At 61.1% G+C, this 26,506-nt stretch carries 26 protein-coding genes and 1 tRNA gene; 10 read left to right on the top strand and 17 right to left on the bottom strand.

All coding sequences use genetic code 11. From position 1 onward, the window contains the following. Nucleotides 1–31: 31 nt before the first annotated feature. From QMG84_RS02295 to QMG84_RS02280, 4 genes are all read right to left on the bottom strand, one after another. A complete protein-coding gene (locus QMG84_RS02295; protein WP_281930182.1) occupies nucleotides 32–1,006 on the bottom strand; it encodes a DUF1236 domain-containing protein in 975 nt (324 codons plus the stop codon). A gap of 334 nt (nucleotides 1,007–1,340) precedes the next feature. Then, nucleotides 1,341–1,820, bottom strand: a complete 480-nt coding sequence (gene bfr / locus QMG84_RS02290; protein WP_202070690.1) for a bacterioferritin — start codon at nucleotides 1,818–1,820, stop codon at nucleotides 1,341–1,343. 28 nt (nucleotides 1,821–1,848) lie between these two features. Next, nucleotides 1,849–2,085 carry a (2Fe-2S)-binding protein gene (locus QMG84_RS02285; protein WP_202070691.1) on the bottom strand — a complete coding sequence of 79 codons (237 nt, stop codon included), beginning with the start codon at nucleotides 2,083–2,085 and terminating at the stop codon, nucleotides 1,849–1,851. A 448-nt stretch (nucleotides 2,086–2,533) separates the two neighbouring features. Continuing rightward, a complete protein-coding gene (locus tag QMG84_RS02280; RefSeq protein ID WP_202070692.1) occupies nucleotides 2,534–2,884 on the bottom strand; it encodes a hypothetical protein in 351 nt (116 codons plus the stop codon). A gap of 117 nt (nucleotides 2,885–3,001) precedes the next feature. Here QMG84_RS02280 and glpK point away from each other — a divergent pair, with 117 nt between their 5' ends. Then, nucleotides 3,002–4,486, top strand: coding sequence for a glycerol kinase GlpK (gene glpK, locus QMG84_RS02275; RefSeq protein WP_281930178.1), 1,485 nt, complete (start codon nucleotides 3,002–3,004; stop codon nucleotides 4,484–4,486). 286 nt (nucleotides 4,487–4,772) lie between these two features. Here glpK and QMG84_RS02270 read toward each other — a convergent pair whose 3' ends face one another. Both QMG84_RS02270 and mutY read right to left on the bottom strand, forming a co-directional pair. Further along, nucleotides 4,773–5,033, bottom strand: coding sequence for an Imm74 family immunity protein (locus QMG84_RS02270; RefSeq protein WP_165052061.1), 261 nt, complete (start codon nucleotides 5,031–5,033; stop codon nucleotides 4,773–4,775). Nucleotides 5,034–5,094: 61 nt separating this feature from the next. Further along, nucleotides 5,095–6,180 carry an A/G-specific adenine glycosylase gene (gene mutY, locus QMG84_RS02265; RefSeq protein ID WP_281930176.1) on the bottom strand — a complete coding sequence of 362 codons (1,086 nt, stop codon included), beginning with the start codon at nucleotides 6,178–6,180 and terminating at the stop codon, nucleotides 5,095–5,097. Nucleotides 6,181–6,234: 54 nt separating this feature from the next. Here mutY and QMG84_RS02260 point away from each other — a divergent pair, with 54 nt between their 5' ends. Beyond that, a complete protein-coding gene (locus QMG84_RS02260) occupies nucleotides 6,235–6,753 on the top strand; it encodes a DUF721 domain-containing protein (protein WP_281930175.1) in 519 nt (172 codons plus the stop codon). A gap of 87 nt (nucleotides 6,754–6,840) precedes the next feature. Beyond that, nucleotides 6,841–6,917 (top strand) — tRNA-His (locus tag QMG84_RS02255). Between the two features lie 427 nt (nucleotides 6,918–7,344). On the opposite strand, the gene QMG84_RS02250 is transcribed toward QMG84_RS02255, so the two are convergent. The 4 genes from QMG84_RS02250 to QMG84_RS02235 all read right to left on the bottom strand — a co-directional run bounded on the left by QMG84_RS02250 (nucleotide 7,345) and on the right by QMG84_RS02235 (nucleotide 12,698). After that, entirely contained in the window at nucleotides 7,345–9,606 is a 2,262-nt protein-coding gene (locus tag QMG84_RS02250; protein ID WP_281930174.1) for an alginate export family protein, read from the bottom strand. A 277-nt stretch (nucleotides 9,607–9,883) separates the two neighbouring features. After that, nucleotides 9,884–10,783, bottom strand: coding sequence for an outer membrane protein (locus QMG84_RS02245; RefSeq protein ID WP_281930173.1), 900 nt, complete (start codon nucleotides 10,781–10,783; stop codon nucleotides 9,884–9,886). Nucleotides 10,784–10,945: 162 nt separating this feature from the next. Beyond that, nucleotides 10,946–11,788 (bottom strand): molybdate ABC transporter substrate-binding protein, encoded by an 843-nt coding sequence (gene modA, locus QMG84_RS02240; protein WP_281930171.1) that lies wholly within the window; start codon nucleotides 11,786–11,788, stop codon nucleotides 10,946–10,948. 100 nt (nucleotides 11,789–11,888) lie between these two features. After that, nucleotides 11,889–12,698 carry a molybdate ABC transporter substrate-binding protein gene (locus QMG84_RS02235; protein WP_281930169.1) on the bottom strand — a complete coding sequence of 270 codons (810 nt, stop codon included), beginning with the start codon at nucleotides 12,696–12,698 and terminating at the stop codon, nucleotides 11,889–11,891. 603 nt (nucleotides 12,699–13,301) lie between these two features. Between QMG84_RS02235 and QMG84_RS02230 the strand changes: the two genes are divergently transcribed. The 7 genes from QMG84_RS02230 to QMG84_RS02200 all read left to right on the top strand — a co-directional run bounded on the left by QMG84_RS02230 (nucleotide 13,302) and on the right by QMG84_RS02200 (nucleotide 21,051). Then, nucleotides 13,302–16,349: a two-partner secretion domain-containing protein gene (locus tag QMG84_RS02230; protein WP_281930168.1), complete on the top strand. Its 3,048-nt coding sequence runs from the start codon at nucleotides 13,302–13,304 to the stop codon at nucleotides 16,347–16,349. Between the two features lie 23 nt (nucleotides 16,350–16,372). Beyond that, nucleotides 16,373–18,118, top strand: a complete 1,746-nt coding sequence (locus tag QMG84_RS02225) for a ShlB/FhaC/HecB family hemolysin secretion/activation protein (protein ID WP_281930167.1) — start codon at nucleotides 16,373–16,375, stop codon at nucleotides 18,116–18,118. 46 nt (nucleotides 18,119–18,164) lie between these two features. Next, nucleotides 18,165–18,593 carry a MotA/TolQ/ExbB proton channel family protein gene (locus QMG84_RS02220; protein WP_281930165.1) on the top strand — a complete coding sequence of 143 codons (429 nt, stop codon included), beginning with the start codon at nucleotides 18,165–18,167 and terminating at the stop codon, nucleotides 18,591–18,593. Continuing rightward, a complete protein-coding gene (locus QMG84_RS02215; RefSeq protein WP_281930164.1) occupies nucleotides 18,586–18,969 on the top strand; it encodes an ExbD/TolR family protein in 384 nt (127 codons plus the stop codon). Before QMG84_RS02220 ends, QMG84_RS02215 begins: the two co-directional genes overlap by 8 nt. 43 nt (nucleotides 18,970–19,012) lie before the next feature. Next, nucleotides 19,013–19,747, top strand: a complete 735-nt coding sequence (locus tag QMG84_RS02210) for a TonB family protein (RefSeq protein ID WP_281930162.1) — start codon at nucleotides 19,013–19,015, stop codon at nucleotides 19,745–19,747. A gap of 253 nt (nucleotides 19,748–20,000) precedes the next feature. Beyond that, a complete protein-coding gene (locus QMG84_RS02205) occupies nucleotides 20,001–20,531 on the top strand; it encodes a restriction endonuclease (protein ID WP_281930160.1) in 531 nt (176 codons plus the stop codon). Nucleotides 20,532–20,649: 118 nt separating this feature from the next. After that, the gene (locus tag QMG84_RS02200; RefSeq protein WP_281930158.1) at nucleotides 20,650–21,051 is read left to right on the top strand and encodes a hypothetical protein; all 402 of its coding nucleotides are present in this window, start codon (nucleotides 20,650–20,652) and stop codon (nucleotides 21,049–21,051) included. A gap of 216 nt (nucleotides 21,052–21,267) precedes the next feature. Here QMG84_RS02200 and QMG84_RS02195 read toward each other — a convergent pair whose 3' ends face one another. From QMG84_RS02195 to QMG84_RS02165, 7 genes are all read right to left on the bottom strand, one after another. Next, nucleotides 21,268–21,987 carry a DUF4339 domain-containing protein gene (locus tag QMG84_RS02195; RefSeq protein ID WP_281930156.1) on the bottom strand — a complete coding sequence of 240 codons (720 nt, stop codon included), beginning with the start codon at nucleotides 21,985–21,987 and terminating at the stop codon, nucleotides 21,268–21,270. Between the two features lie 66 nt (nucleotides 21,988–22,053). Further along, complete coding sequence (locus QMG84_RS02190) at nucleotides 22,054–22,743, bottom strand: hypothetical protein (RefSeq protein WP_281930154.1); 690 nt, start codon at nucleotides 22,741–22,743, stop codon at nucleotides 22,054–22,056. An 85-nt stretch (nucleotides 22,744–22,828) separates the two neighbouring features. Beyond that, a complete protein-coding gene (locus tag QMG84_RS02185) occupies nucleotides 22,829–23,344 on the bottom strand; it encodes a hypothetical protein (RefSeq protein WP_281930152.1) in 516 nt (171 codons plus the stop codon). 95 nt (nucleotides 23,345–23,439) lie between these two features. Next, a complete protein-coding gene (locus QMG84_RS02180; protein WP_281930150.1) occupies nucleotides 23,440–23,622 on the bottom strand; it encodes a hypothetical protein in 183 nt (60 codons plus the stop codon). Nucleotides 23,623–24,161: 539 nt separating this feature from the next. Next, a complete protein-coding gene (locus QMG84_RS02175) occupies nucleotides 24,162–24,950 on the bottom strand; it encodes a hypothetical protein (RefSeq protein WP_281930149.1) in 789 nt (262 codons plus the stop codon). A 104-nt stretch (nucleotides 24,951–25,054) separates the two neighbouring features. After that, a complete protein-coding gene (locus tag QMG84_RS02170) occupies nucleotides 25,055–25,591 on the bottom strand; it encodes a Dps family protein (protein WP_281930148.1) in 537 nt (178 codons plus the stop codon). Between the two features lie 79 nt (nucleotides 25,592–25,670). Next, a complete protein-coding gene (locus QMG84_RS02165; protein WP_202070712.1) occupies nucleotides 25,671–26,459 on the bottom strand; it encodes a response regulator in 789 nt (262 codons plus the stop codon). Nucleotides 26,460–26,506 lie beyond the last annotated feature (47 nt).

Here is a 26,506-nt window from a genome sequence, read left to right as displayed (position 1 = left end):
ATGGAAATGCGATAACGCCCGCGGCCCCGCCTCATTCCTTCTTCAAAATGGCGACGATCCGCCGATTGGTGGGGTCGACGACGCCGATCCGTTGTCCCGAGACGATGAATCGATAGCCGCGCAATACCGCCTCGCGCGCGACCAGCCGGCGCGGGAAAATGGCGAGATGGACGCCACGCGGAACGATAGCTCCGGCGGCGACGGCGAAAGACGCGTCTTTGACGCGCGCCGATCGCCAATCGCCGACAGTCGAAAAAATCTCCTGCTCCCGCTCCGGAGAAATCCCAAGGGATTGCCGGGCGTCGCCTGACGCCTCCTGATTGTTGCTATCGCTCGCAACGATGGCAGGCTTTTCCCTTGGTATTTCCCGAAAATCGGCGGGCGGAGGGAGCGGCGCCTCCGCTCTCTGGCGATCGAGCGCGGCCATTTGAGCCGGCGGCGAAGCGGGGGAATGCCGACTGAGTTTGGGCGACACGAAGCTCGCCAAATAGGCCGCCACGGCAAGAGCGGAAAGCTGGGCGGCGACGACGCCGAATTGCAGGACCGGCCCGTGACGGTCCTTTCCTACCGGCTCGGGCGCCGAAACTTCCGCGACGAGCGCCTGACGCGTCTGCGCCGCGCGCTTTGCGGTCTTCTGGGTCTCCGCCGCCGCGGCGGCGAAAGCGATCAGCGAATCCCGCGACGCCTGCTTTCCTGCGTCCGCGACGCGGCCGTCGAAGGTCAGATTGTCGTAGATCGACCGCACGCAGATTCGCCTGCGCATGAGATCGCGGATCACGTCCGTTATTTCAGCGTAGCTTTCGCCGAGGCAGCCGACTCCGCTGACGACGAGCGTGTCTCCCGCTTTGAGCTTGTCGTAGACAGGACGGCGCTCCGTGGGGGCGTCCGCCTCCTGCTCGGTGAAGGCCTGGTCGATCGCAAGGCCCACGGCTTCGGCGCGGCGCCATTGCGTCGCAAGCGATTGTCGCGATTGAGACGCGGGCGCGTCGTAAAGATAAGTGGTCACATCCGGTCCATGCGCGTCGGGAGCAAGACACATATTGTGCGCATGGAGCGTTTGGCAGCTCCGTATTATAAGAGATCCGCTCGCCCGGTTCGGCGCCATTCCCGACGCTCGCGCCGTTTGGGCACATATGTAATCGCCGTCATTGCGAGGAGGCGGAGCCGACGAAGCAATCCAGGGCCGCGTCGCTGCCCTGGATTGCTTCGCTTCGCTCGCAATGACGGGCTCTGGGCAAAACCAGCGCTCTTATGCTCTGGATTCCCGGACCCGAGAGACCCTTCACAGCCGCCGTGCTTGCGCCGGCGGCTACCCACGGGCCGCTTGCGCAAGAATTGCGTTAGGACGAAAGCCCGCCCATATGCTTCTGGCTGTAGAGCTGCACGCCGAGCTGCCGGATCAGCTCCTGCTGGGTCTCGAGGAAGTCGATATGTCCTTCCTCGCTCTTGATGATGCTCTCGAAAAGCTCCATCGACACGCGGTCGTCCACGGAGTCGCAATAAACGGCGGCCTCTATGTACAGCTTGCGAGCGTCCGACTCGGTGGCGAGATCGGCGGCGATGATCTCCTCGACGGTCTGGCCGATGCGCAGCGGGTCGAGCACCTGCATATTCGGGAAACCTTCGAGGAAAAGGATGCGCTTGGTGAAATGATCGGCGTGATACATCTCCTCGATCGATTCCTTACGCCATTTCTCGGCCAGCTCCTTGAAACCCCAATTGTCGAAAATGCGATAATGCAGCCAATATTGGTTGACCGCCGTCAGCTCGGCGCGAAGCCCGCGATTGAGATATTCGATAACCTTCGCGTCGCCGCGCATGCGCAATCCCTTTCCATGTTTCTTAAACTCACGCCGCCAAACCGTCGGCGCGGCAGCTATCACAATCGCTCGTTCCGCGACATTCGTCCAGTCTCGCCGTGGCGTGCTGATCGACAAGCGCGACGATGCTGCGCACGCAGCGTCCGCATTTCGCCTCACAGCCCATGCTGCGGAATACCGCCCCCACGGAGGGACGATCGGCGCGCGCGCTGAGAGATTCGCGCACGTCGCGGTCGGAGAGGACGTTGCAGGAGCAAACGATCATGGCTTCGCCCAGTTTGGAAAGATTGCAAACTACGTTTTACATCAGTAGCTTACAAAGCTTCCCTCGTTTTGCAACCCGTCAGTGTCGGTTTCCCGACATGGCTCTGGCGGTCACAGGCAAAATCGCAATCGACGTGCCGCCGATATGAAATTTGGAACTCTTCCACGCTAAGCAAAGATGGCGCAAAAAAAAGCCGCGACGAAACCGTCGCGGCCAGATTGCTGACAAAGTAGCGATAACGCCCCTCGTGCTTCGAGACGCCCGCTGCGCAGGCTCCTCAGCAAGAGGAGCTTCTGCACCTTCATCAAATACTTAGGCCTCATCCTGAGGAGCGAGCAAAGCTCGCGTCTCGAAGGACGAGGCCGCCTCGGAGCTTATCAACCAACTGAGCCGCGACGAAACCGTCGCGGCCTGTCTGTGCGTTTCTTTCGAAAGAAGCCTGTCCGGCTCAGTAGCCCGGCCCCCAGGGACGCGGATGCGGGCCGTAGACCGGGGGGCGCGGGCGCGGCCCATAGCCGTAGACCGGGGGACGCGGACGCGGTCCATAGCCATAGACTGGAGGACGCGGACGCGGTCCATAGCCGTAGACAACCGGGGGGCGCGGGCGCCAGCCATAACCATAACCCGGTCCGCCAGGGCGGCAGCCATAGGGCCCACACCAAACCTTTTCGACCTTTGGCCCGCCGCCGACGGCGACGCCAGGGTCCAGGGCCGGCATGGCCTGAGCCGACGAAAGGCCGAAGGCCAGCCCGCCGGCGACGGCCAGTCCAGCGAGCGTTTTGACGGTAACCAATTTCATGAGGCATTCTCCTGGAGCCAAAAGGGCGCCTCGCCCAGCTAAGGTGCGAGAGAGTGGCGCAGCAGTCTTGAACTAAGCATTAAGCGGCCGTTCAGCAAGGATTCAGAAAGGCGCTCCATGCGGCGATTCATCGGCGCGATCGACCAGGGCACGACCAGCACGCGCTTCACGGTCATCGACGCGGCAGGCGAAATTCTCGCCTTCGACCAGCGTGAACATGCGCAAATTTATCCGCGCCCGGGCTGGGTGGAGCATGATGCGGCCGAGATTCGCGCCAACGCCTGTCTCGCAATCGAAGGGGCGCTGGAAAAGGCCGGGCTCTCGCCCGACAACCTCGCCGCCGTCGGCGTCACCAATCAGCGCGAGACCTGTCTGTTGTGGGACCGCGCGACGGGCGCGCCGCTCCATAACGCGCTGGTCTGGATGGATACGCGCACGCAGCCGCTCGTCGATAAATATCTGGCGCAAGGCGTCGGCGAGCTGGTGCGGATGAAAACCGGTCTGCCGCTCGCGACCTATTTCTCGGCGCTGAAGCTCGTGTGGCTCCTGGAGAATGTCCCCGGCGCGCGCGCAAAGGCCGAGCGCGGCGAGGCCCTTTTCGGGACGATGGATAGTTGGCTCATGTGGAGCTTGACCGGCCGCCACATCACCGACGCCACAAACGCCGCCCGAACGCAGCTCGTGAACCTTACGACCCTGCAATGGGACACGGAGCTGCTCGCGCTCTTCGGCGTTCCGCGCGCCTGCCTGCCGCAGATATGCTCGTCGAGCGAGGTTTACGGCGATTGCGCAGGGCCGCTCGCGGGCGTTCCGCTGGCGGGAGCGCTCGGCGATCAGCACGCGGCGCTTCTGGGGCAGGCCTGTATCGAACCCGGCGACGCCAAGAACACCTATGGCACTGGCTGCTTCCTGCTGATGAACACGGGCGAGACCCCGCATGTTTCGACCGCCGGCCTGCTGACGACGCTCGCCTATCAGCTCGGCGACGCCAAGCCGGTCTATGCGCTCGAAGGCTCCATCGCCATCGCTGGCGCGCTGGTGCAATGGCTGCGCGACAATCTCGGCCTCATCGAGAAGAGCCACGAAATCGAGGCGCTGGCGAAAACCGTTCCCGACAATGGCGACGTCTATTTCGTGCCGGCCTTCTCCGGCCTCTACGCCCCGCGCTGGCGCGGCGACGCGCGCGGGATCATCGCCGGCCTCACCCGCTTTTCCAATAAGGGCCATATCGCCCGCGCCGCGCTGGAGGCCGCCGCCTATCAGACGCGCGAGGTTCTCGCCGCAATGACGGCGGACTCCGGCGTGGCGATTGGGGAGCTGAAAGTCGACGGCGGCATGGCGGCGAATGATCTGCTGATGCAGTTTCAGGCCGATATTCTCGACGCCCCGGTGGTGCGGCCGCGCCATTTGGAGACGACCTCGCTCGGCGCGGCCTATGCGGCCGGCCTCGCCGTCGGCGTCTTCAAGAGCCTGGAGGATATTGCCGCCCATTGGCGCGCCTCGCAGCGCTTCGAGCCGGCGATGTCGGGTGAAGAGCGGGCGCGGCTCGTCGCCTCATGGGAGAAGGCGGTCGAGCGCTCGCTGGGGTGGGCTGGCCAGTGATACGAGATCCGCTTGATTGGCTCGGTGTCATTCCCGACGCTCGCGCAGCGAGCGATCGGGAATCCAGAGCCAATCAAGCGCTTTTGTGGCCCTGGATTCCCGATCGGGCCTTCGGCCCGTCGGGAATGACAAGCCCCAATGCGAGCTGTTCAAACGGAAATGGTATGACCCCCGCAGCTAGAGCGCATTCCGCAGAAGTTGACAGACTTTTGCGAAAAGAATGCGCTCCTTTTTTGAATCGGCGCGCTTTATTAACTCGCATGATTCCACGCGAGCGGAAAGCGCGTTAGTCGAAATCCACGGTGAGCCCGTGCTTGGCGAGCTCCTTCTCCACCGCGTCGAGAATCCTCTGCAAATCGTCGATGGGAATTTCCTTGTCCTGGTCGGGGGCGTCCCATGTGTCGATCTCATCGAGACGCACGACGAAATCCGTCTCCTCGCCGGACTCGGCGTCGGGCGCCTCCGCGTGAATCGTCAGCGTGCGCCCGTCCTGATGGACGCGGATCGCGCCCTCCGTCATCTCGACCTTGATCTTCGCCCGCGCCATCAGCCGCGCCCCTAAAAAAACGGCGCATTCTTGTCGCAACAGTCTGTTTGCGGAATGCGCTCTAATCGTCGAAAAGCCCAGCCGCTGCGGCGGCCTTGCGCATGAGCGTGGGCAAGCCTTCCTTATCTAGATTGCGCCGCGCCGCCCAGCGGCAATCGGCGCCGAACCGAGGCGCCGCCTCGGTTCGCGCCACGAAAACAGTAGCCCTGAGCGCGAAATGTGTGAAGACATGGGCGACGGGCTCGGCGAGCGCGCGCCACTCCGCAGGGCATGGCGCGAAGTCGAGCCATTCGTCCGGGCCGACGTCCCGGCTAAAGGGCGTTGCGGGAAAGGCGCTCATGCCGCCGAAAAGCCCTTCGGGCGGGCGGCGCGCCAGCAGCGTCTCCTCTCCCCGCCTGAGAATGAAAATCGCGCCCCGCCGCTTCGGCTTTTCCGCCTTCTTCTCCTTGACGGGGTAATCCTCCTGCGCGCCCGCGCGACAAGCGGCGCAATTTTGCGCCCATGGGCAGAGCCCGCAAAGAGGACCGCGCGGCGTGCACACCATCGCGCCGAGATCCATCAGCGCCTGGGCGAAATCCCCCGCGCGGGCGGCGGGGAGAAGCGCCTGCGTCTTCTCCCGGATGAGCGGCTTTGCCTGGCGCACGGGGGTCTCGATCGCGTAAAGCCGCGTCATCACCCGCTCGACATTGCCGTCGATTGCGGCGCAGGGGGCGTCGAAGGCGATGGCGGCGACGGCCGCCGCCGTATAGGGCCCGACCCCGGGCAGGTCTAACAGCGCCGCCTCGCGCGCCGGAAACCGGCCGCCATGGTCGCGCGCCACTTTTCCCGCGCAGGCGTGAAGATTACGGGCGCGGGCGTAATAGCCGAGCCCCGCCCAGGCCGCGAGCACATCCTCCAGCGGCGCCTCGGCGAGCGCTTCGACCGTCGGCCAACGCACAAGAAATTTCTCGAAATAGCCCTTCACCGTCGCGACGGTCGTCTGCTGCAGCATAATTTCCGACAGCCAGACGGCGTAAGGGTCCGCCTGCCGTCCCGGCGGCGCGCGCCACGGCAGATCGCGGCGATGGGCGTCGTACCAGGCCAGCAGCGTTTCGGCCGGCGCCGCGCCCTCGGGCCGCTTTCGCCGTTTGGCTTGAGGCTTTATCATCGAGACAGAGCCATTGGCGCCGCCGCTGCGCCGAAGCAAGGGAGAAGACCGCGCATGAGCGCCGCGCCGCGCAAGAAAGGCGTCTTCGCCCGCCCGCTCGCCGAATATGTGCTCAAGCAGGTCGATCCGCTCGTGGCCAAAAAGGGCTTCGGCGAGGCGTCGCTGCTGATGCAATGGCGCGAGATCGTCGGCGCGCGCATCGCCGACATATGCGCGCCCGAGCGCCTGCAATGGCCGGCCCGGGGCCGCAAGCCCTCCCCCGACAAGGCGCAGGAGCCGGCGACGCTCATTCTGCGCGTCGAACCGGGTTTCAGCCTCGAGATCCAGCATATGGCTCCGGCCATCATCGACCGGATCAACGCCCATCTCGGCTGGCGCTGCGTCTCCAGGGTGACGTTCCGGCAGCAGGCGCTGGCGCAACGGGCGGCGCAAACCCGCCCCAAAATGGCGCCCGCGGACCCCGCCGTACGGGCGCGGGCGGCCGAGGCGACGGAGGGCGTCGCCGAAGAATCGCTGCGCGCCGCGCTGGTGAGGCTGGGAGAAAGGGCGCTCACGCCGCGCCGCAGCCGCTAACCGCCTGGCCTCACGGCCAATTACGCGACGTGATTGCAGGAGCGCTTGCAATCCCCGCCGTGAGCGAATAGGTTCGCGCCGCTTCGGGCCGCCATAGCTCAGTTGGTTAGAGCACCAGATTGTGGATCTGGGGGTCCCCCGTTCGAGCCGGGGTGGCGGTACCATGCTTCCAAACGCGCGCCCTGTATGGCCGGCGACGCGCAGGGCATCCCGCCAAGCGTCGTCGTTCCGATCGCGCGCATGCAGCGCGGCGATCTGCGGCAGGGCGGCTTTTTCATCCTCTGAAGGCCGCGCCATCCAGACAGACGCCCTCCCAAGGTCATAGGAGAGCCGCTCGATTGGTTCGGCGCCATCCCCGACGCTCGCGCCGGACACACAGGGACTCACCGCCGTCATTGCGAGGAGGCGGAGCCGACGAAGCAATCCAGCGCCGCATCGCGGCCCTGGATTGTTTCGCTTCGCTCGCAATGACGGGCTCTGGGCAAAACCAGCGCTCTTGAGGGGGCTTTCAGTCCGCCGGGAATGACACGCGCCGATGCGAGCTGTTTAAACGGAAATGGTATCCGTCCCGCGACCGCGGTCACTCGAAGCCTATTTCGAGCTCATATCGAAATGCCGATTGACGCCGGCGTGGACGACATTGCCGTCGAACTTGGTCTGGCTGAGCACGCCATAACCATAGAACCCGCTCGGGTGGAATACCGGGGCCATGGCTGTCGCCGTTCCGAGGTCGTAATGGAGATATTCCGCCTTCGCGCTCCAATTCGGCGAGAGCGCCCATTCGAGCCCGCCCCCGGCCGTCCACCCAATGCGCGTCTCCTGATTCAGCGGATTGCCTTGGGTTATTGTAAAGCCGCCCACCCGGTAGGTAAAAAGCGCAGCATTGGAGGTGACGCCGCCATAAGCGAGGCCGCCTGTTCCATAAAGCAGCACCGAAGGCGTCGCGAGATAGCCGAGACGGCCGCGGGCAGTGCCGAGAAAATTCAAGGTCGCCGAGCGCACGCCGTAATTGACGAAAGTGTTGCCGATCGACCAGGCTTTTGTCGCCTGGTCCTTCCTGTCGGTATTTCCGCTGACGCCATGTAAATCCGTTTCGAGGCCAGCGACGACATTGGTTTTGAATTTCCGGTTCCACCCAATTTGCCCGCCGCCGAGAAATCCCGAGAGTTCGAAATTGGTCGGGAGCATATTCGACGTCGCCGCGACAGGCAGGCTCGGCTGCGCTCTGCTGATCGGCCCAACAGAAACCGTTGATCTCGGGCTCGACCAGGCCCCGCCGCCATTGAGCCCGACATAGAAATCGCGCCACGTCGGCGTAGCCAGGCTCGATGGTTCAGCGCGGAAAATCCCGGCGACATCCTGGGCGGGATTGCTCGTGATCGGCTGACCGTCGCCGAAAGCGTTCGCCGTCGCTTCGAGATAGAAGAAGTCGGTCGGCTGCGCGGTCAGACCGTTTGTCGTGGTGGTTTGCCCGCGAAAGGATTGCGGAAAATAGGTCTGTGCAACAACGGGCGGCCCGAAGCTCGACGGAAAAGAGCCCGGCCAGAAGCGGGCGTAGCTCGCGGTCAGATTGATGTATTGCGACAGCTTGTAGCGCACGCGAACGTCCACTTCGGAACCCAGGTAGCCGCCTCTATTGCCGAGCGGCGCATAGAGATTGGCGCGGTCCCATGCGGCGGCCGTGCTCGCGAGCCAGAAACCGCCGAAAGCCGTGTCGATTTGAAGATTCTTTGTCGGCGTGAACTCTAGGCGGATTTTCGGCGCTTTGACGTTGTTCCAGGCGAAATAGTCGTTCCGCGAGAAGGGCTGATTGAAGCCGTAGAGAATGTCAAGCGTCTGATTGGCGTTGTCGTAGGGACTCTTGTCGCCGGAGCCATAGGCGTAATTGACGCTTATTCGTGGCTTCCAGGGATGATCGACATAGGTGTAGCCCGCCTCGAAGGCATAGGCGATGGCGTCGAGGCGCACGCTCTTCAGCAAGGACGTGCCGCCAAACGGCTGATACTCGCCGATCTGCCCGAACTGTTTGGTGACGTCGACATCATAGTCGAAGTTGCCGAGGACGCCGTAGAGGCGCAGTCCCGGCGAATATGTCTCGCGGCTCACTCTACTCGCCGCCGAGGCGCTCGACGGGTCGCCATATTGTTTACGCCCGATGAAATAAGGCTGGATCGTCGCGAACTCCGACCACCGGCGCACGCTCAGCACGCTGCCGTAAACCCAGTTCTGCCAATCGGGGCGGTCGAATTCATAGGGTAAGCGGACCACCGGCCGCATCGCGAAATTATCGAGGTCCCAATCATTGTCGCGTTTGCCGATCTTGATGCGAAGCCCATCGAATGTGTTTGTGGTGTTGCGAAATTCGTTTTCGGCGATCAAGCGGCGATCGACGAGCTCGAGATGGAAACGGCCCGCGCGCACCGACAGCGGACGGTCATTTCCGCGGTCGTCCCCGCCGAAAGCGTCCTTGAAATAAAGTTCGCCATAACCCGAGATGAGGTCCGTTTCGTTGATTTCCTGTCCCTGCAGCTCATAGATGCTGTTGAAGGCGCGCGAATCCTGAAATTCCACGACGAAGCGGAAGGGATCGAGGATGTCCTTGACGCCGATATAGGCGCGTGTGCGCAGCAGCCACAGAGAGTTCGGGAAATATCGTCGTTTGGACGACGCCGGATTCGTCGACGTGTCGGTCCAAGGTCGATAATCATTTTTGCGATATTCGAATCTCGTGCGCGAATCGAGACCGACGTTCAGCCAGTCGATGCCTTCGAATTGCTTATATGTCTTGCCGAGATTTCGCACATAGGGCGGGATGTCCGGCTGCGGCTCCAATCGATAACCGCGTGTGGGCATGTAATAGCTTTTTTTCTCCTCTACGGGCGCAGGGCCGGCCTTTGAGGCAGGCGGAGCCGTCTTTACCACGGCTTGGGGAGCGCGTTTCGTGGCGCCCTTCGCAGGGTCGTTACTTTGGGATTTCGACGGCGCGGCTTCACTTCCAGCAGACGCCGCCGACGCGCCCGAGGAGGCAGACGCCAATACGACACCCAATGCAACCGACTTCATCCACAGGCAGGAATTACGCGACGCCATGACGACAGGCCTTTTTCAGATTCGAGGTAATGAGCTGCAATCAAAGTTTCGAAAGCAATGGCGGATTCCAATTGAAATAGTAATTGACGCCAGCGCGAATAATATTACCGCTATAATGCGTATGTGATTTAGCCGTAAGGTAGGTGTATGGGTAAACCATGTCCCAGTCCGCAGGGACAAGAATCAAATAATTTGGATCATACGCGCCACTTGTTGCAATAAGTGATGATCCAATTGAGCCAATATCGTAATGGAGATACTCCATTTTCACGGACAAATTCTGCCAGAACATCCACTCGCCCCCAGCGCCGGCGGTCCAGCCGAAACGCGTCGAGCTGGCGGCGCCGGTCCCGACGCCGCCAATCACCCCTTGGGCGGGTTGAAAGATCGACATGCTCGAGGACGCGCCGCCATAAGCCGCGCCTCCGGTCGCATAAAGGAGGAAGTCGGAGGTCAAGAGATAGCCTAGGCGGGCGCGAACGGTTCCGAGATAGTCGAGCCGTGAGGCGGGATGGAGCTGCGTGGTCGCATTCGAGACGAACGCGCTGCCCGTGGCGCCGAGAACGCCCTGGAAGTCCGCTTCGACGCCAGCGACTATATGAGGCGTTATCAAAGCGTCGTAGCCAAGCTGTCCGCCGCCGATAAATCCCCCGCTTCTCACGCCTGCAATGGATCCGGAGGCGCCCAAGGCGAAGCGATCGGCCCACGCCACGGCGCCTTGCGGCGTAACGAGAGGTGGCGGAGGCAAGGGGAGGGACGAAATCTGGATGTTGGGATTATCGGCCCAAGCATAGCCGCCGTTTAGCCCAACATGAAATCCAGCCCAGCTCGGCGGAGGAGGAGGCGGAAGAATTTGCGGGCCCTTGCGAATGAGATCGGCGGCGAGCGCCGGTCCTTGGTTCAAAGCAAGGGCGCAAAGCAAAGCGGCAAGTTTTTTCATCTGTTCCCCTCACTGAGAACTCGGGACTGGAAAGGTAAGAGGCCCTCGAGCGACCGTGGTCGCCCATCTCCTCGATGGCGCGATTGGGAGCGAAAAGATCGAAAGCCACTGCGTGATGAGGTGGCCGCCGCCAGTAGCACCGGCGGCGGCCAATGCGATCGGCTACAATGTCAATGAGTAGCAGTAGGATTTGATGATGTTCGTTCCTGATGTATTGGCGGTTATGAAGTTGACGAAGTTGGTGAGCGCCGTGTCGTCTGCTGAAGTGCGGGCTGAATTGACGATTTTGATGCCGTATTGAGAGATTTGGCTGTGCGGGTACGTTGTGTCATTGTACGGATAGGTATGGTGGTATCCGCCCGGCTGGGTGAAGGTTTTCACGCCGCCCACGAGCTTGCAGATGGCGGATTGGTGCACGAAGCCATAGGCGTAGGCGCCGTCGTTGATCGCTGAATATGTTTGGCCGATATTTGATTTCGTGAATACATGGGCCGTGCCTGACGGAGGGTAGGCGCTTCCGGGCGTCCATGTAATGGACCACGGGCTCGCGCTGAGCACTTGTGCCGCAGCGGTTCCATAAGGCGCCTTGTTCGGATCAGCGAGCACAATATCCACCGGGATCGGGCTTGGCAGACCAGCGCTAATATCGACTGTCTTGGACCAAAGCTCGAGCTCGCCGACGGAGTAGAGAAACGGGCTTCCGATCACGAGCGAGGGATAGCTCGTCGCGAGCGTCTGCGGGCGCGACTGATCAGCCGACAAGAACAAATCATATGCGACCGTGTGATTGATGATCTGAGTCTGCAGATTGCCAGATGAATCAGACGCATACGTTACAGAGACACTTGGATATAACTGCGTGAATACATTGATGAGTTGCGCCAATGTCGCGGTGAAGTTGGCCGCGACCGCCACTTTGATGCTTGCCGCATGTGCGTAAGGACTCGCCAGAGTCGTAAAAACGAAAGCGGATAGCGCCGCCGCCTTGAGCTTCATTGAGGACATAACTGTTTTCCTTCTCAGCAATTCGGAATGAGACGTTCTTGGTGAATAGGGCTCTCGATGAGATGGTCGCTCCCATCTCTTTCTGTGCCCTACACTCTTCTTATTGGGCGGCGCTCGGCAGTTTGTAGCAATGATCTTGAAGGGCTTTTGCCTGTGCGCTGGTCAGAAAATTGACGAAGGCGGTCAGCGCGGTTTCCTGATCGGCGCTGCGCGTGCGTGCGATCTTGATGCCCGCCAACACGATGTCGGTCACATAATTCTGCCCAAGCACATATTCGTGATGGAAGCTGCCTGGCTCATATGCTTCGACGCCCGTAGCGGCGGTGCAGATTTGGGATTTTCCGGTAAAGCCGTAAGCCGTTCCCATATATTCGACCCGCGCATAGGAACCGCCCGCGTCGGCCGTTTTAATGGGCAGTTTTTTGGAAAGCGCATAAAGATATTCGGCTCCCATGGCTTGAACCGCAGCCACGCCATAAGGATCCAGAGTGGCGGGGTCCGGCAAGGAAAATGCCTGGAGCTGAAGAGGAATACCGCCACTGATATCGACGGTCGTCGAATAAAGGACGAGCGTATCCTTCGCGAAGGGAAAGGGGTCCCCTGAGACGAGGGTGGGATGAAGGTATTTCAAACCCGCAGGAACGAGATAGGACTGGGCCAACAACAGATCATACGGGCCCGCGGCGCCGCCGGCGACAATAGCGTCCTTCGAGAGACTATCCGGCGCGCCGACGACGGCGACGTTATACGTCGGGTTTGCATTTACGAAATCTGCGACGAGATCGACGATGGCGGTTGCCGCCGTCGGCGTCACAGCGACTGTGATCGTCGTCGCTGCTTTGGCGTTGGCGCAGGACAAGGCGAAAGCGGCGGCGCCAATTGCGAGGCGTACGAGTTTTTCTTTCAGCATCAACATATCCTTCAAATTTTCACGCCCGAGTTTGCAGTTCGACGCTGGCGTCGAACGCCGATCGACGGACGCGATCGTCCGTCACAACAAACGGCCGCCTCGGATCGAAGCGCTCGCGTGTCGATAGTTGAAACGCAAAGTGTTGGGGCATCGGAATGCCGTCGGCCGGGAGTTGGCGGCTACCTGAGAGGCGCCGATCCCAGCGCACAGTAGAGCACGCCTATCCTATTGGTTTTGCTACCCTGCACTCATCTCACAGCCCCCTAAATCGCGCGCGCCCTCACACAGCAATAATGTGCACGCCGCCATCGCGATCGACCTGCAGTTATATCTTAACATTATATAACGAACGGCAGTGATCAAGATCGAAAATTGTGCTGCAACTGCGTACGGCGCGAGCCTGACCGCAAAAATTATAGGCTTTGCAGATAACTTTTCTGTCGATATATATTTTTGTTATATCGCTAGCAACCCGCTAAGCTGTTGTTTTGTCATTTGGAGTTTCAGATGACCCGTTCCGTCGCCGCTCGATGCGCGGCCATCCAAATGTTCCGGGCATCCTCGAGTGGAAGAGCGTCGCTATCGGCGCAGCGCCGGAGACGATTGCTTTTCTCCACGGCTGCGGCGTGCGCGCTGACGACCGCTCCTCACGCCGCTCTTGCCAATCCTCTCGACGGGCAAGTCGTATCAGGGCAGGTCGATATTGCCTCTGCGGGCAATCTGATGACCATCAATCAGTATACGCTCGCCGCGATCGTCAATTGGCGCAGCTTCTCCATCGCGCCCGGCGAGATCGTGAACTTCAATCAACCCACGCCCTATTCGACAATTCTCAATCGTGTGGTGGGCAACGAAAGAAGCGTCATCGAAGGCGCAATGCACGCTAACGGCCAGGTCTTCATCGTCAATTCCGCAGGGATTCTTTTTTCGAAGGACGCACAGGTCAATGTCGGCGGACTCGTCGCCTCGACGCTCGACATTTCCAACGCCGACTTCAATGCCGGCAAATATGTCTTCGCCGGTAGCTCCAAGGAATCGGTCATCAATCAGGGGGCGATCACCGCCAATCCGGGCGGCTATGTCGCGCTGCTTGGAAACAACGTCTCGAACGAGGGTGTGATCGAAGCGACGCTCGGAACAGTGGCCCTCGCTTCGGGCGATAATGTCACACTCAATTTTGGCGGCAATTCGCTTGTGGACGTCACAGTCAACAAAGGGACGTTGAACGCGCTTGTCGAAAACAAGGGCGTCATCAAAGCCGACGGCGGGCGCGTCGTGCTCACCGCGCGCGCCGCGGACGCTTTGCTCTCCGCGCAGGTCAACAACACCGGGGTGATTCAGGCGCGTACGATGGCGGGCCTCATGGGCGGGCCGTCGCGCACCGGCGTCATCAAGCTTGCCGCGATCGGCGGGAAGGTTCGCGTCAGCGGTCGCCTGGACGCCTCGGCGCCACAGGGCGGCAATGGCGGAAAGATCGTGACCAAGGGCAACAAAGTAACGGTTGCGCCAGACGCCGACGTCACGACGAGCGCGCCATCGGGCCGGGCCGGGGATTGGATCATCAAATCGCACGGGTTCACGATCGGACAGAATGGCGACATCGGCGGAACGCAGCTCGCGACCCTGTTGGGGCTGAATAATGTTACGATTCGTTCCGTCGGCACGGGAAGTGAGGGAGACATCAGCGTCTCGGACGCCGTCGCATGGTCGGCCTCGACAAATCTCACGTTAGACGCCGCGAGAAACATCGACATCGCCTCGTCGCTCACGGCGACAGGCGCTTCAGCAAATCTCGCGCTGCAATTTGGCGGAGATTATGTTTTCAAAAACGCCGCTAGCGCCATTTCGCTCACCGGGCAGAACGCCGGGCTGACGATTAATGGGCAATCATACCAGTTGATCAACACAATCGCCGAGCTGGCGGCCTTGGCGGATAATCCGGACGCCGTTGCGTCAGGGTTCTATGCGCTCAATGGCGACATCGACGCGGGAAGCAGAGTTTTCGGCGGGCCTGTGATTTACACGCTGAGCGGCACGCTTGCCGGGATGGGCCATTCGATCCGCAATCTGACAATCGCCGATGATAGCGGCAACAATCCCAACGCTTTAATCGGGACGGCCAACGACTCGGCGGTGGTACGTGATCTGACGCTCGTCAATACCAATGTCCTAGTTGGCCTTGCAGACCCGCGAGCCGCCGGCAATGCGGCCGCGCTCGTCTCTTGGAACCAGGGCCTGATCAGCAATTCCTACGCCTACGGCGGATATATTTCGGGTTCGTCCCGCGTCGGTGGACTGGTCTCTTCGAATTTCGGTTCTATCATCAATTCCGGAACGGATATCTCCGTTGCCGGAAGGGATTCTATCGGCGGTTTGGTCGCCAACAATTTCATGTTCGGCATTATCAATAATTCTTTCGCAAACGGATTTATTTTCGCGGGCTCGCCTTCGACCACATTTGGGGGGTTGGTCAATGCAGGAGACGCGGGCGGCCTCGTTGGCATCAACGCCGGCGCCATCTCGGATTCGCGCGCTAATGTCGCGATAACGACCTATAACGCCCAACACATCGGCGGGCTCGTCGGATACAACATGAACTTCGGTTTTGGGTTGCCGGGCGGCGAAATCAAAAACTCGTCGGCAACCGGTTGGATAAACGCAACCTGGCAATACCCGCTTGGCGGCGACTCGCATACCGCTATCGGGGGGCTGGTCGGGTACAACTGGGGCGGCGTTATTAGCGACGGCTTCGCAAAAGTCGATATTACTCTGAATAGTATTGCTGGATCGCCTTTCCCTATCAGCGCCGTAGGCGGGCTCGTCGGCGTAAATGATTTCGCCCTAGACGAGACTGGCGGCGTCATCACCAGATCAGTTTCGCTGTCCAATATCTACAACGACGGATGGGTCAATAACATTGGCGGGCTCGTTGGAGTTGCACTCGCCGGCTCCATTACCGACAATTACGCTGCGGGACAGGTCACGTCCGGCGTAGATGTCTTTTCCCTCGGCGCCGGCGGCTTGGTCGGAGGCACGGGGGGAGTTGCGACTTTCAGCGGCAATAGCTGGGATATCGCCGCCACCGGGCAGACCTCTGGCTTCGCAGGACTCCCCGCGCAGCAGCCGACTTCCGGCGCCACCGGGCTCGGCGATCCCAATTCCGCGCCGCCCTGGGCGATTGCAACGCCCGGCTCTCCGACCATATCGACTCAGGTCGCGCTCAACGCCGAGCAGCTCGGAACCGTCATCTCGACGACGAATACTGCGCGGCAGGCGGCCTCGCCCCCTTCCCGCGGGATGGCCGCCGCCGGCGTCGCCGCCGTCAGCTCGATGGCGTCTCCCGCATTGGATAGCCAAGTCGACATCAAGGAAACGCCGCGCGAGGCGCCGTCGCAATCGACGTCACGCGCGCCCGCGAGAGTCTCGTCGCTCGGTAGCGGCGCGAGAGCCGCGTCACGTGGATCCGCCGCCGCGGAAGACGCGCGGGCGCATCGACAGGCGGGTCCGCAAACGGCGGCGAAACCGGCCGCATCGAAGCCGAAGGCCGCCGATTACGGCGCAGCGATCCAGAGCATCGAAGTCGACGGCAAGCGGTTCAATCTCCAGGACCGCGCCCCCGGCGCCCCGGACAAGCCCGCGCAGCAGCGTTAATTTCTATCAGGCGTATCGAGAAAATGAGAAGAGTTCTTCAGCTTGCAAGCGCCATTGGCGCACTCCAGACCGCCTTTGGCTCCCTCTCGGTCGCACAAGCGCAGGAGGCCGGCCCCTTCATTCCCTATACGCTCGGCGACGCGGTGCGCTCGGCTGAATCCGCCCGGCGCGAGGCCCCGCCGCCCCATCGGCCGGACATCGAGACGCCCGAGACCGCAGAGCCTCGTTTCACCATGCGGGACGGCGCCACGATCTTTATTCGGCGCATTACGATCGACGGTCCCGATCTGGTGGGCGCGCAGAATATTCGCGACGCCCTGGAGCGCTATGAAAATCGCAAATTGACGCTTGGACAGATTTACGAAGCCGCAGACAAAATCACCAATCTCTACAGGGCCAAGGGATATATCGTCGCAAAAACCTACGTGCCGGAGCAGGACGCGCGCAATGGCCAATTGAAATTGAAAGTGATCCCCGGCCGCTATGGCGCGGTCAAAGTCGACAACAACTCGCTGGTGCGAACCGATTATCTGCAAACCATGATCGATCGCGCGCTAGCCGGGTCGCCTTTCATTCGCAAGGAAGAACTCGAACGGGCGATGCTGCTGAACGCCGACCTCCCTGGCGCCGGCGCGCCGCGGATTTCGATTGCCCCGGGACAACAGCCGGAAACCTCCGACTTTATCTTCAGCCCGCCGGAGGACCGCCAGATCGAAGGCTACCTTCTTGCCGATAATTACGGTTCTCCTTACACAGGGCGAATCCGAACCAGCGGCGCTGTCACGCTGAATTCGCCAACGGGATATGGCGATCGATTATCGGCTTTCGGCATCGTGTCGGAACGCGGAGGATTGGTGAACGGGCGGCTGGCCTATGCGCCGCCGCCGGCCTTTGGCGGCCTGCGCGGCGAAGTCAGCGTTTTCGAGACAGTCTATAAGCTCGGCGGCGTTTACAACAATGCGCAGGCCTGGGGCGAAGCGAATGGCGTCGCGGCGAATCTCGTTTATCCGCTCAAGCGCCAGAGGGACGAGAGCATTTATCTATTCTCGAACTTCACGCACAAATATCTTAACGACAAGGTGCTCGGCGTCTCGACGGCCTACCGCTACATCGAGGTTGGGACGATCGGCGTCAATCATGACATGTTCGGCTCCTTTCTCGACTTGCCCTATGTGACCAACGCGTCGCTCTCGGGTTCTTTCGGCTTCGTGCGTTTCCCCAACACCGAGGAGCGCCGCGCCAATCAGGCTGGCATCGGCACGGCGGGCTCCTATGGTCGCATAAATCTCAGCGTCAACGGCACGCTGGCGATAACGCCGCTTGTATCGGCGTCCCTCGCGTTTCGGGCGCAAAAAGCCATCGGCCGGAATCTTGATTCCAGCGAGAAACTGAGCTTGACCGGCTATTTCGGCGTCAGATCTTTCGACGAAGGCATGGCGGGAGACAGCGGTTTCGTCACCACACCCGAGGTCAGATATGCTTTGCCGACGATCGAGCGCTACCAACACTCGATCGGAGCCTTCTCGGATATTGGCGTGGTATGGCTCGAAAACCCATCCTACACGATCACGCAGAAGGCCTGTTCGCCGTTGAACGACGTCGGAGCCGGCTATTACGGCTCATATGATTTGCCGAGCTTCGATGAAGCCTCGCCCCTGCGCACTCTGTTTTTGAAGGCGCAGGTCGCGCATTCCCTTGGCTGGAACGAGATCGCGCCCAGCTACAACAGATACACAAAAGGCTTGTTTCAAGTTGGCGTGACCTTCTGAAAAACTCGTTTCGTCGTTAGATTTGCAACCGCATGACTGGACCAAAATGGACATCGAACTCATCTCCAAACTCGTCGACGTCGGCGTCATCGGATTGCTTGCGGCGCTGAGCGTGACCATCGTCGCCATCGGGCTGGAGCGCTTCTTCTATTTTCGGGCTATTCGCCTCGAGACATTCCGCAATGCAAAGGCGCTGGAGCTGGCGCTGACGCAGCGATTGCACATCGTGGGCCTCGTCGCCGCGAATGCGCCCTATATCGGGCTGCTCGGCACTGTCCTCGGGATCATGGCGACATTCTACAGCATGGGCCTCGACGGGTCCGCTGACGCGAATAAAATCATGGCGAGCCTCGGCCTTGCGCTAAAGGCCACCGCGGCCGGACTCGTTGTCGCGCTTATCGCGGTTACTCTCCACAATGCGCTGACCCGCCGCGTCAAAGTCCTAACGATCGAGTGGGAGATCGCCAATGGATGACAAATCGTTCGAAACGATCAATGTGGTTCCGTTGGTCGACATCATGCTCGTGCTTTTGACGATCGTTCTGACCACCGCATCCTTCATCTCAGCCGGGCGAATTCCTGTCTCCTTGCCTCAGGCGTCGAAACCCGACTACGAAAAGCGCAAGGATACGATTATCGAAATCGCGTCTGGCGGCGAAATATATTTCGAGGGCGAAGCCGTTTCGGCCGCCACTCTTGAATCGCGTCTCGCCGACAAAGGGAGCCAGACGCCCGTTCTTGTGCGCGCCGACCGTGGATCAAAGTTCCAGAGCTTCGTCGATGTCGCCGATGTTCTGAAGCGGCTCAAAATTACCAGGGTCGGGATTCAGACCGAAAACAACGCCAGATAAAATTCCGAAATCATCTTTTTCCTGATTGTCACAAGATCTGAAAATGGCAAACCACGCGCAATTCAGCATCTTTCACGGAATCGCAGGATCGCTGGCGGTTCATTCCTTCGCTTTGCTCGTTCTATGGGGCGCCGTTGGACAGGCGTCCCCCGAGATAGACGATACATTGCTGGTCGAATTCAATGGCGTCGACTCCGACGTTCAGGCCGAAGAGAAACACAAGCGGCAGAATGCGGGATCTGGCGGCGCGGTCGAAGCGCAGAACGCCAAGCAGGAGAAGACGGAAGAGAAAGCCGAGAAAAAAGTTGAAGACGACGAAGCGCTTCCGGAGCGGATAAAAGACGCGGTTCCGGACAAGATAAAAAAGGAGGAGGAGCAGGCCGCAGCCGCCGCCAAAGCGAGTGCTTCCGCTCAGCAAGCCGGTCGCGACGTGGAAGGGATCGAAAACGAGCAACATGCGCAAATCATCCAACGACGCACCGACGCCGAGATGAATGTGCTGAAAGCCTATATCCGAAACCTGTCGAAAAAGATTCAAACGAAACTTCTTTATCCGAAAGAAGCCCGGCATTCCGGTTTGCAGGGCGTGACGACTGTTTCTTTCAGGATCAAGGGGGATGGGACGATGCATCCGGATTCACTGAAGATCGTCGCCAGCAGCGGACGAGCGGAGCTCGATATCAGCGCGCTCGATACTGTTCGCGCTTGCGCGCCATTCTCCGCGCCCCCAAAGGATGTCACGGTTACAATGGCGGTGACTTACGCGCGCAAGCGTTGATCTGATTGCCTTGTCATTCCCGACGGGCCGAAGGCCCGATCGGGAATCCAGAGCCCGAAAAGCGTTGGCCTGGCTTCCGGATCGCACGCTGCGCGAGCGTCGGGACGATCAATGCGGGGCGCCACACCGCGTTGGGCGGGCCGGACTAGCGCTGCTCGCGCCGAGCGACCCCTTCACGAGAAATTAACGAATGGATTTCTGTTTAGTCTTATTTTCAGGGGAAGGCCCGGGTCAAACAATCGGAAAGGGAGCTATGGCGGAGCGACGAGAGCCGGCCCCGGGCGCGACAAATTGCGTCCTCTGGATCTCCTTCTTTACCGTTCTCGCGGGCTTGTTCTGGCCGGGCGCCCTTGGCGCCGTCTCCATGGGGCTTGCATATGCCGGCGCGCTTCACCTCGCCGTGCTCGCTTATGAGGACATCGCCGGGGCGAAGTTCCACGAGACCATGAGCCCGGAGGAGTTCGAACATTATTGCGCCTGCGTCCTTCGCGAGCGGAAATGGGACGCCCGCGTCACGCAATTCAGCGGCGATCAAGGCGTCGACATCGTAGCGGAGAAGCGCGGCATGCGCATTGTGCTCCAATGCAAGAAATACGCGAAGCCGGTCGGCAATCGGGCGGTCCAAGAGGTCGTCGCGGGCATCGCGCATCAAAATGCTCAAAGAGGCGTCGTCGTCACGACCAGCGGTTACACCTCCTCCGCGCTGAAGCTGGCGGCCTCGAACCAGGTGCTGCTGCTCCACCATACGGATCTTCCAAGGATCGACAGGCTATTGGTTGGATGAGACCCCAGATGCGCGCAACGCGTGCGGAACAAGAGAGACAAAATAATTATCGCGTCGCTCGACAGGAGCCGTTCACGATCTAACTGGCGAGGTCTCAAAGCGCGTGTAGGAGGCCCAAATGTATTGCTCGAGATCACGGAACCTGACGGCGGCCCTTTGCGCCGCAGCCGCTGTTTCTGCCGCGCCAGCGCCGTCATTCGCCGGCGTCATGAGCGTCACCGGCAAAGACGCGATAAGCCTCTCGCAACCTGCGGAACAGATCCACTGGCGCGCATATCAACACCGGCATCACCGCTGGCATATGGGCTGGCGCTATGGCGGGCCGCGTTATCGCTACGGCATGTATCCCGGGTGGACGACGGCGCCGGCGGCGTATGGCTCGGCATACCCCGCGGGAATGTATGGGTCCGCATACCCCGGCTGTGCGACGCCTGGATATTACGGCTATGCGGGCGACGGCCTGTTCGGCCTCGGCGCTCCTGGCGGCGGCTTGTTCGGCTTGGGCCTCGGCCCGCTTTGAGCGGCGCCTGACGCAAGCGCGCGCTCCGTCTTATGAGATCCGTTTGATGGGCTCGGCGTCATTCCCGACGCTCGCAAAGCGAGCGATCGGGAATCCAGAGCAAAACCGGCGCTTTTGTGGCTCTGGATTCCCGGTCGGGCTTTCAGCCCGCCGGGAATGATAAATCCCTATCGAGCTGTTCAAATGGAAATGGCGTCAGACAGAAACGCCCCGCCGTCAAATCGAGTCGGGGCGTTCGCCGCGACGCCCGAACTCCCGCCGCGAGAAGAGAAGCTCCGGAAGCTCGCCGAACTCGCGCGCGAGACGCCGGAACGCGAGGTAGGGCAGCAGCGCCAGAAACATCAACACGGCGGTGGCGGCGGCCTGGGCGATGGCGCCGCCGGCAATTTCGCTCAGAGGCGCTTTCGCGCCGCGTGCGTGGAGATAGCCCACGATCAACCCTTCCGCGACGGACAACAGAAAAAGCGCGAGAGCGAAATAAAGCGCCTTTTTCGCCGTCCAGGCCAGGAGCGTCTCGCCGCTGGCGTCGCGCTGCGCGGAATTCAGCGTCAGCATCAATTTGCCGAGGATCAACGCCTTTGCCACGGCGACGCCAAAGGCCGCGAATTCTATCCCCCCGCCGCGCAAAACGGTCGCCCTATAAATCAAGACCGCGCAAAACCAGACCAGCAGATAGCCGGATATGGCCAGATAGGAAATCAGCTCCGGGTGGGAGCGCCACGCGCGGCTCGCTGGCGCCTTGCCGCCGCCTTGCCCAGCGCCTTGCGCTGTCGCCGCGAATTGCGGCAGGCCGCGCGCGTCGGTCCATTCGGGCATGCCGGGCGCCCAGACGAGAAGCGGCTGCCGTTTCGCCTTGCCGAGGCGTGCGGCAATCTCCCTTGCGCCGACCGGCCCGAAGGTTTCGCCGCCATCCGCGTAATACCATATGTCCGCCATACGCCGCCTCGCCGCTTTTGCTCGTCACCTATCTAGCGACAAGGCCACGGTCGACCACAAATGCGGCTAATCTTTTGGCGTTGCCCCAGCCTGCGGGGGAAAATCCAAAATCCCGCTGGTGTAGGTCTCGTGGACTTCGGAGAAGGGCTTCTGATCCTGCCCGTATAGGACCGCTGTGTGTTCGAAGATGTCGTGCGGCAGCGGCAGCGCGCCCTCTCCAGATTGGGCGCGATGCGGCGTCAGTTCCCAGCCCTCGGGCAAGGGCGACCAGCGCATCTTCATGTCGATCGTGCGGCGAAAAGGCTGCAAAGGCGCGACAGCCTTTCCAAAGGGCGTATCCGTCGTCTCGAGCGTCCTGTTCATTTCCTGGGACAGACGGCCAGGCACATACCAATTATCCGCCTCCGAGAGCACATGGGCGCCGCAGCTCAATTGAACGCGCCGGTATTTGACCGGCTCCGACAGATCGACGCGCAGCCGCTGGCGCGTCTCGTCGCTCGGCGGCTTGTCGGCGCCAGAGACGCGTGTCGCGACGATTTTGGGCTCGAGGGCCATTTTGTGGTCCGCGCACCATCTCTCCAGGGTCATCGTGGCGCTGCGGCTCGCGAGCAAGGAGGCGTTCAGCGTCTGGATCAGGGCGAGAACCTCGACGCGCGATAAAAAGCCCTCGGGCCAGCGCTGCTCGGCCCCGGCGACTGGGCTAACAAGGAGCGCCGCGGCCAGCGCCATCGATCTTGAAAAAATACGTTCGGCCATCCCGCCGCCCTCTTTGTCGTCGGGCGGATTTTACAAGGCAATCCCGGAAAAGTTGACCTGCCTTATGCTGGAGGTCGAAAGGCGCTCATCCTGCGCCTTGGGCGGTCGCATCCAACCCCAGCAAGGCGGAGAGTTCCGCGAGCGTGGATTTCTCCTTTTCGCTCATCCTGATGCCGCCAAAGCCGAGGAAAGTGTCTTCGAGACCCGCTTCCGCCACCACGCGCGCGATCTTGATCAGCCACTCCTTGAAAGGCCTCGCATGCTCGCCAGCCTTCGCGTCGAGTATCGCCCTCGTATCCTTCAAGGCGTCGAGCGCACGGTGCTTTATATCTTCGAGCGCGGCGCCTTGCGCGACCGTGCGCACCCCTTCGCGCGCGTCGGCGCGGCCGTTCGCGGTCAAAAGCTCCTCGGCGACCGCCTTTATCAGCTCGTCACCCGGCTGCGTTCTTGCCTCGGCGAGAGAGCGCGCGGCGGCGAATGCCTCCTGGAGCAAGCCGACAAAGCCGCTGGGGTCGGCCGCGCTGACCGCGTAGCCTGCGAGCAAGGGAGCCTGCACCAGCTTTTTCCATTCGACAGGCGCGAAATCCGACTTGCTCGTCATTGGCCTTGCTCCGCTCTTCGCTTCTCCCAGATAGAACGCGCGCCTCGTGCGACAATCGCGCTTTCAAGCGAAACAGGCGGTGAAGCGGCCTTCCGCTATTGGCGCGCGACAGTCAAGCCGGCGTCGCGCGCAGGCGACGCCGATCCCTGCGCCTTGGGCTTCCCCGACTCCGCCCGATGGATTGTCGGCACTTCCATGAGCATCAGCGTGGCTCCGGCCGCAAGCGAGGCGAAGAGTATCGACAGGATGATGGCGTTGGAAATTTGAGGGCGGATCATTCCTCAGATTTGAGCGAGAGACGCGCCACTTGCAATCGACCACTTTGACGCACCCTCGCGCCGCCGTCTCGAAGATCGTTTTTCAGGCTTGTATCCATGCGTAGAAACTCGATGCGCAAGCTTCGTCAGGGTGGCGCCATCGAAAGCGCCATCGCGTGGTTCTTTCCCTCCGTCGGCTTTACCCAGAAAATGCCTCAACCGTCTGGCATGAAATAAGCACACAGCAGCGCCGCGAAGCGACGTAAGGGAGAATCCCCATGGTCCGCAAGGTTGGGGCCGACGACCCCATCATGGTCGTCTCTGAAAACGCGCGCGCCCGCAAGCCCGCGCCTTTGCGACAATATCCGCAAGCCGTTGTGGTCTCTGCATTTGCGTCGGACAGACGCGCCGGCTGGAGCAATCCGAGACGCTCGGCTCGTCTGATCGATCTCGAGCGGCGTGCAAGATTCGCACGTATCGAAAGCGTTTAAAATGCGCACATGCGGCGCCGAAACGCAAAGCAGGCTGCGCAGGAATGCGTCACAGAGACGACGAGCACGTCACACATCGAGATCGCGATAGACCGCCACCTCGCGTTCGCGCGCGATGCGCGCGTCTTCCCCCGCCCGCACGCCCCGCCACACGTCGAACATCATGATAAGGGTCGTGAGGAGTCCGGTCGTCTTGCCGATAATGAAGCCGAAGGGGAAAATAATGCGCTCTGGCGCCAGGATGAACTGCGCGCCAAGGAAGATCGTTGCAGCGTCCAGGAAATAGGCGGGCCGGTAGAGTGATTTCTCCTTCCAGGCGCTGCGCGCGTAATGGCGGGAATGCTTTTTCACGGCCTTGTTATATTCCGGGTTCGAGAAGAAGCCCCAGAAACGCCGCTTCGGCGGCAGCGCATTCGGTCCGGCAATAAGCGCCTTCAGCAGCGACTTGATCTCGAAATGCGCAACGGCGACGAGCAGGACATTTGTGGCGACGAGAGCAACCTTCAACTGCGGGGCTGAAATGTAAAGCTGCGCCCCGATGTCGACGAAGAGAAGCTGCGTCGCCGCATTCAGCACGAAAGCCGAGCGATGGAAGGCGGCGCGATTGATGCTCTGAATCTTCTCGTCGAAGAAGGCGAGGCCCGGCTTGCTCCTGACGAGAATATGGAGCGTCAGCCGCTCCTCCTCGTCGAGCGCCCAGCGCTTGCCGAGCTCATCGATCGTCTCCCCCGGCGAGCCGCCCTTGGGGATTTTGAAGGTGACCTTCGCGACAAAGGCCGACAGGCGGGACAGAAAGCCCCGCGCCGCCGCGTAATGCGACGTCACTGCGCCAAGAAGCTTCTCGGGTTCGGACGCCATCTTGCCCTTTCCAGCGCGGCAACGCGCAGCCGGGGCCGGATGCGCAAGTCGCTGGAAATTTATGCGGCTTCACAGGTGTTCCGCAAGAGCGGGATCGCCCCGGCTCAGTGTCCGCCGGAGTCCGCCGCCCGCGCCGCCTCGAACAGGAACCAGGTCCGCTTTTCCGTCTCGTCGAGATATTGCTCGATCAGGCTAGAGGTCGCGACATCGTCCCAATCATCGCAGACGCCATGCGCTTCGCGCATCGATTTCGCGATGGAGATGTTATCGTTCATGAGCTCGACAAGCATCTCGTAAGGGGAGACGAAATCCTTCTGATTTTCGCGCAAGGACGCGAGTTCGAGAATCTGCGCGAGGGATTTCAGCGTGGGCTGGCCGAGCTTGCGCACGCGCTCCGCCAAAGGATCGATCGACTCCAATATTTGTTCGCTCTGCTCATCGAGCATCTCGTGAAAGTCGCGAAAATTCGGCCCGCTGACGTGCCAGTGGAAGTTCTTGGTCTTCACATAGAGCACATAGGCGTCCGCCACGAGCCGGTTGATGCTGTCGGCGAGCGTGGCCGTCGCTTCCGGCGAAAGGTCGCTTGGCGTGTTGAGGGCCGCCCGTTCGGTGTCGCGGCTCTCGGGAATATTCATGGTCATTGCGGCCTCCTTCGAGCGGGCCTCCAGCGTTACGCGACGAACGCGCGCTCGCCTTCATTGTTCCAACCGCAGCCGCGCCTTAAGCGACGCGACTGGCCTTTCGCTGGAAGAACAGCGCCTGGCTGATCGTCGCCTTCACCGTATCCACCTTATAAGGCTTGCTGATGAGGAAGGCGGGCTCGGGCCGCTCGCCCGTCAACAGCCGCTCGGGGAAGGCGGTGATGAAGATCACCGGGCAGTCGAAGCTTTGCAGCAATTCGTTCACCGCATTGAGGCCGGAGCTGCCGTCGGCGAGCTGAATATCCGCAAGGATCAAGCCCGGGTGACGTCCCTTCGCGAGCTCGACCGCTTCCTTATGCGTGCGGGCGATGCCGATCACATGATGCCCCAGATCGCGTGCGATGAATTCGATGTCCTGCGCAATCAGCGCCTCGTCCTCGATGATGAGCACGTCGGTGGCGACCCGCTCGGCGATCTCGCGCCCCGCTTGCGCGATCAACGCCTCCACTTCCTCCGGCGTGACCGACATGATGTCGGCGACGTCCTCGGTTGAAAATCCCTCGACCGTACGGAGCAAAAAAGCCTGGCGTGAGCGTGGCGTTAGCAGGCTGACATTACGCTGCGCTGCGGAAATATCGTCCTCGGGACGGTCCTCGACATTCAAGGCGATCGACGACCAGCTCCTCATGAAAAGATGATAGAGCCCAACCTTCGCCGACATGTTGGAGGGGAAGGAATCGATGTCCGCAACGAGCGCTTCGAGCGTCGCGACGACATAAGCGTCGCCGCTTTTTTGCGACCCGCACAAAGCGCGCGCGAAGCGACGCAGATAGGGAAGATGCGGAGCGATCTCGCGTGAGATGTTCATGACGACACCTTGCGGTCTTGTGAGAGGCTGTCAGCGCGGTTGAGCAT

The organism is Methylocystis iwaonis (assembly GCF_027925385.1).
In the GTDB taxonomy this organism is placed as follows: domain Bacteria; phylum Pseudomonadota; class Alphaproteobacteria; order Rhizobiales; family Beijerinckiaceae; genus Methylocystis; species Methylocystis iwaonis.
This window is presented reverse-complemented; position numbering and strand designations above follow the sequence as displayed.

Bases quoted from the DNA above. Each gene is read 5' to 3' on its own strand.
- bfr (WP_202070690.1), bottom strand. From the start codon at position 1,820: ATGCGCGGCGACGCGAAGGTTATCGAATATCTCAATCGCGGGCTTCGC.
- QMG84_RS02285 (WP_202070691.1), bottom strand. From the start codon at position 2,085: ATGATCGTTTGCTCCTGCAACGTCCTCTCCGACCGCGACGTGCGCGAA.
- QMG84_RS02280 (WP_202070692.1), bottom strand. From the start codon at position 2,884: ATGAAATTGGTTACCGTCAAAACGCTCGCTGGACTGGCCGTCGCCGGC.
- glpK (WP_281930178.1), top strand. From the start codon at position 3,002: ATGCGGCGATTCATCGGCGCGATCGACCAGGGCACGACCAGCACGCGC.
- QMG84_RS02270 (WP_165052061.1), bottom strand. From the start codon at position 5,033: ATGGCGCGGGCGAAGATCAAGGTCGAGATGACGGAGGGCGCGATCCGC.
- mutY (WP_281930176.1), bottom strand. From the start codon at position 6,180: ATGATAAAGCCTCAAGCCAAACGGCGAAAGCGGCCCGAGGGCGCGGCG.
- QMG84_RS02260 (WP_281930175.1), top strand. From the start codon at position 6,235: ATGAGCGCCGCGCCGCGCAAGAAAGGCGTCTTCGCCCGCCCGCTCGCC.
- QMG84_RS02250 (WP_281930174.1), bottom strand. From the start codon at position 9,606: ATGCCCACACGCGGTTATCGATTGGAGCCGCAGCCGGACATCCCGCCC.
- QMG84_RS02245 (WP_281930173.1), bottom strand. From the start codon at position 10,783: ATGAAAAAACTTGCCGCTTTGCTTTGCGCCCTTGCTTTGAACCAAGGA.
- modA (WP_281930171.1), bottom strand. From the start codon at position 11,788: ATGTCCTCAATGAAGCTCAAGGCGGCGGCGCTATCCGCTTTCGTTTTT.
- QMG84_RS02235 (WP_281930169.1), bottom strand. From the start codon at position 12,698: ATGCTGAAAGAAAAACTCGTACGCCTCGCAATTGGCGCCGCCGCTTTC.
- QMG84_RS02225 (WP_281930167.1), top strand. From the start codon at position 16,373: ATGAGAAGAGTTCTTCAGCTTGCAAGCGCCATTGGCGCACTCCAGACC.
- QMG84_RS02220 (WP_281930165.1), top strand. From the start codon at position 18,165: ATGGACATCGAACTCATCTCCAAACTCGTCGACGTCGGCGTCATCGGA.
- QMG84_RS02215 (WP_281930164.1), top strand. From the start codon at position 18,586: ATGGATGACAAATCGTTCGAAACGATCAATGTGGTTCCGTTGGTCGAC.
- QMG84_RS02210 (WP_281930162.1), top strand. From the start codon at position 19,013: ATGGCAAACCACGCGCAATTCAGCATCTTTCACGGAATCGCAGGATCG.
- QMG84_RS02205 (WP_281930160.1), top strand. From the start codon at position 20,001: ATGGCGGAGCGACGAGAGCCGGCCCCGGGCGCGACAAATTGCGTCCTC.
- QMG84_RS02200 (WP_281930158.1), top strand. From the start codon at position 20,650: ATGTATTGCTCGAGATCACGGAACCTGACGGCGGCCCTTTGCGCCGCA.
- QMG84_RS02195 (WP_281930156.1), bottom strand. From the start codon at position 21,987: ATGGCGGACATATGGTATTACGCGGATGGCGGCGAAACCTTCGGGCCG.
- QMG84_RS02190 (WP_281930154.1), bottom strand. From the start codon at position 22,743: ATGGCCGAACGTATTTTTTCAAGATCGATGGCGCTGGCCGCGGCGCTC.
- QMG84_RS02185 (WP_281930152.1), bottom strand. From the start codon at position 23,344: ATGACGAGCAAGTCGGATTTCGCGCCTGTCGAATGGAAAAAGCTGGTG.
- QMG84_RS02180 (WP_281930150.1), bottom strand. From the start codon at position 23,622: ATGATCCGCCCTCAAATTTCCAACGCCATCATCCTGTCGATACTCTTC.
- QMG84_RS02175 (WP_281930149.1), bottom strand. From the start codon at position 24,950: ATGGCGTCCGAACCCGAGAAGCTTCTTGGCGCAGTGACGTCGCATTAC.
- QMG84_RS02170 (WP_281930148.1), bottom strand. From the start codon at position 25,591: ATGACCATGAATATTCCCGAGAGCCGCGACACCGAACGGGCGGCCCTC.
- QMG84_RS02165 (WP_202070712.1), bottom strand. From the start codon at position 26,459: ATGAACATCTCACGCGAGATCGCTCCGCATCTTCCCTATCTGCGTCGC.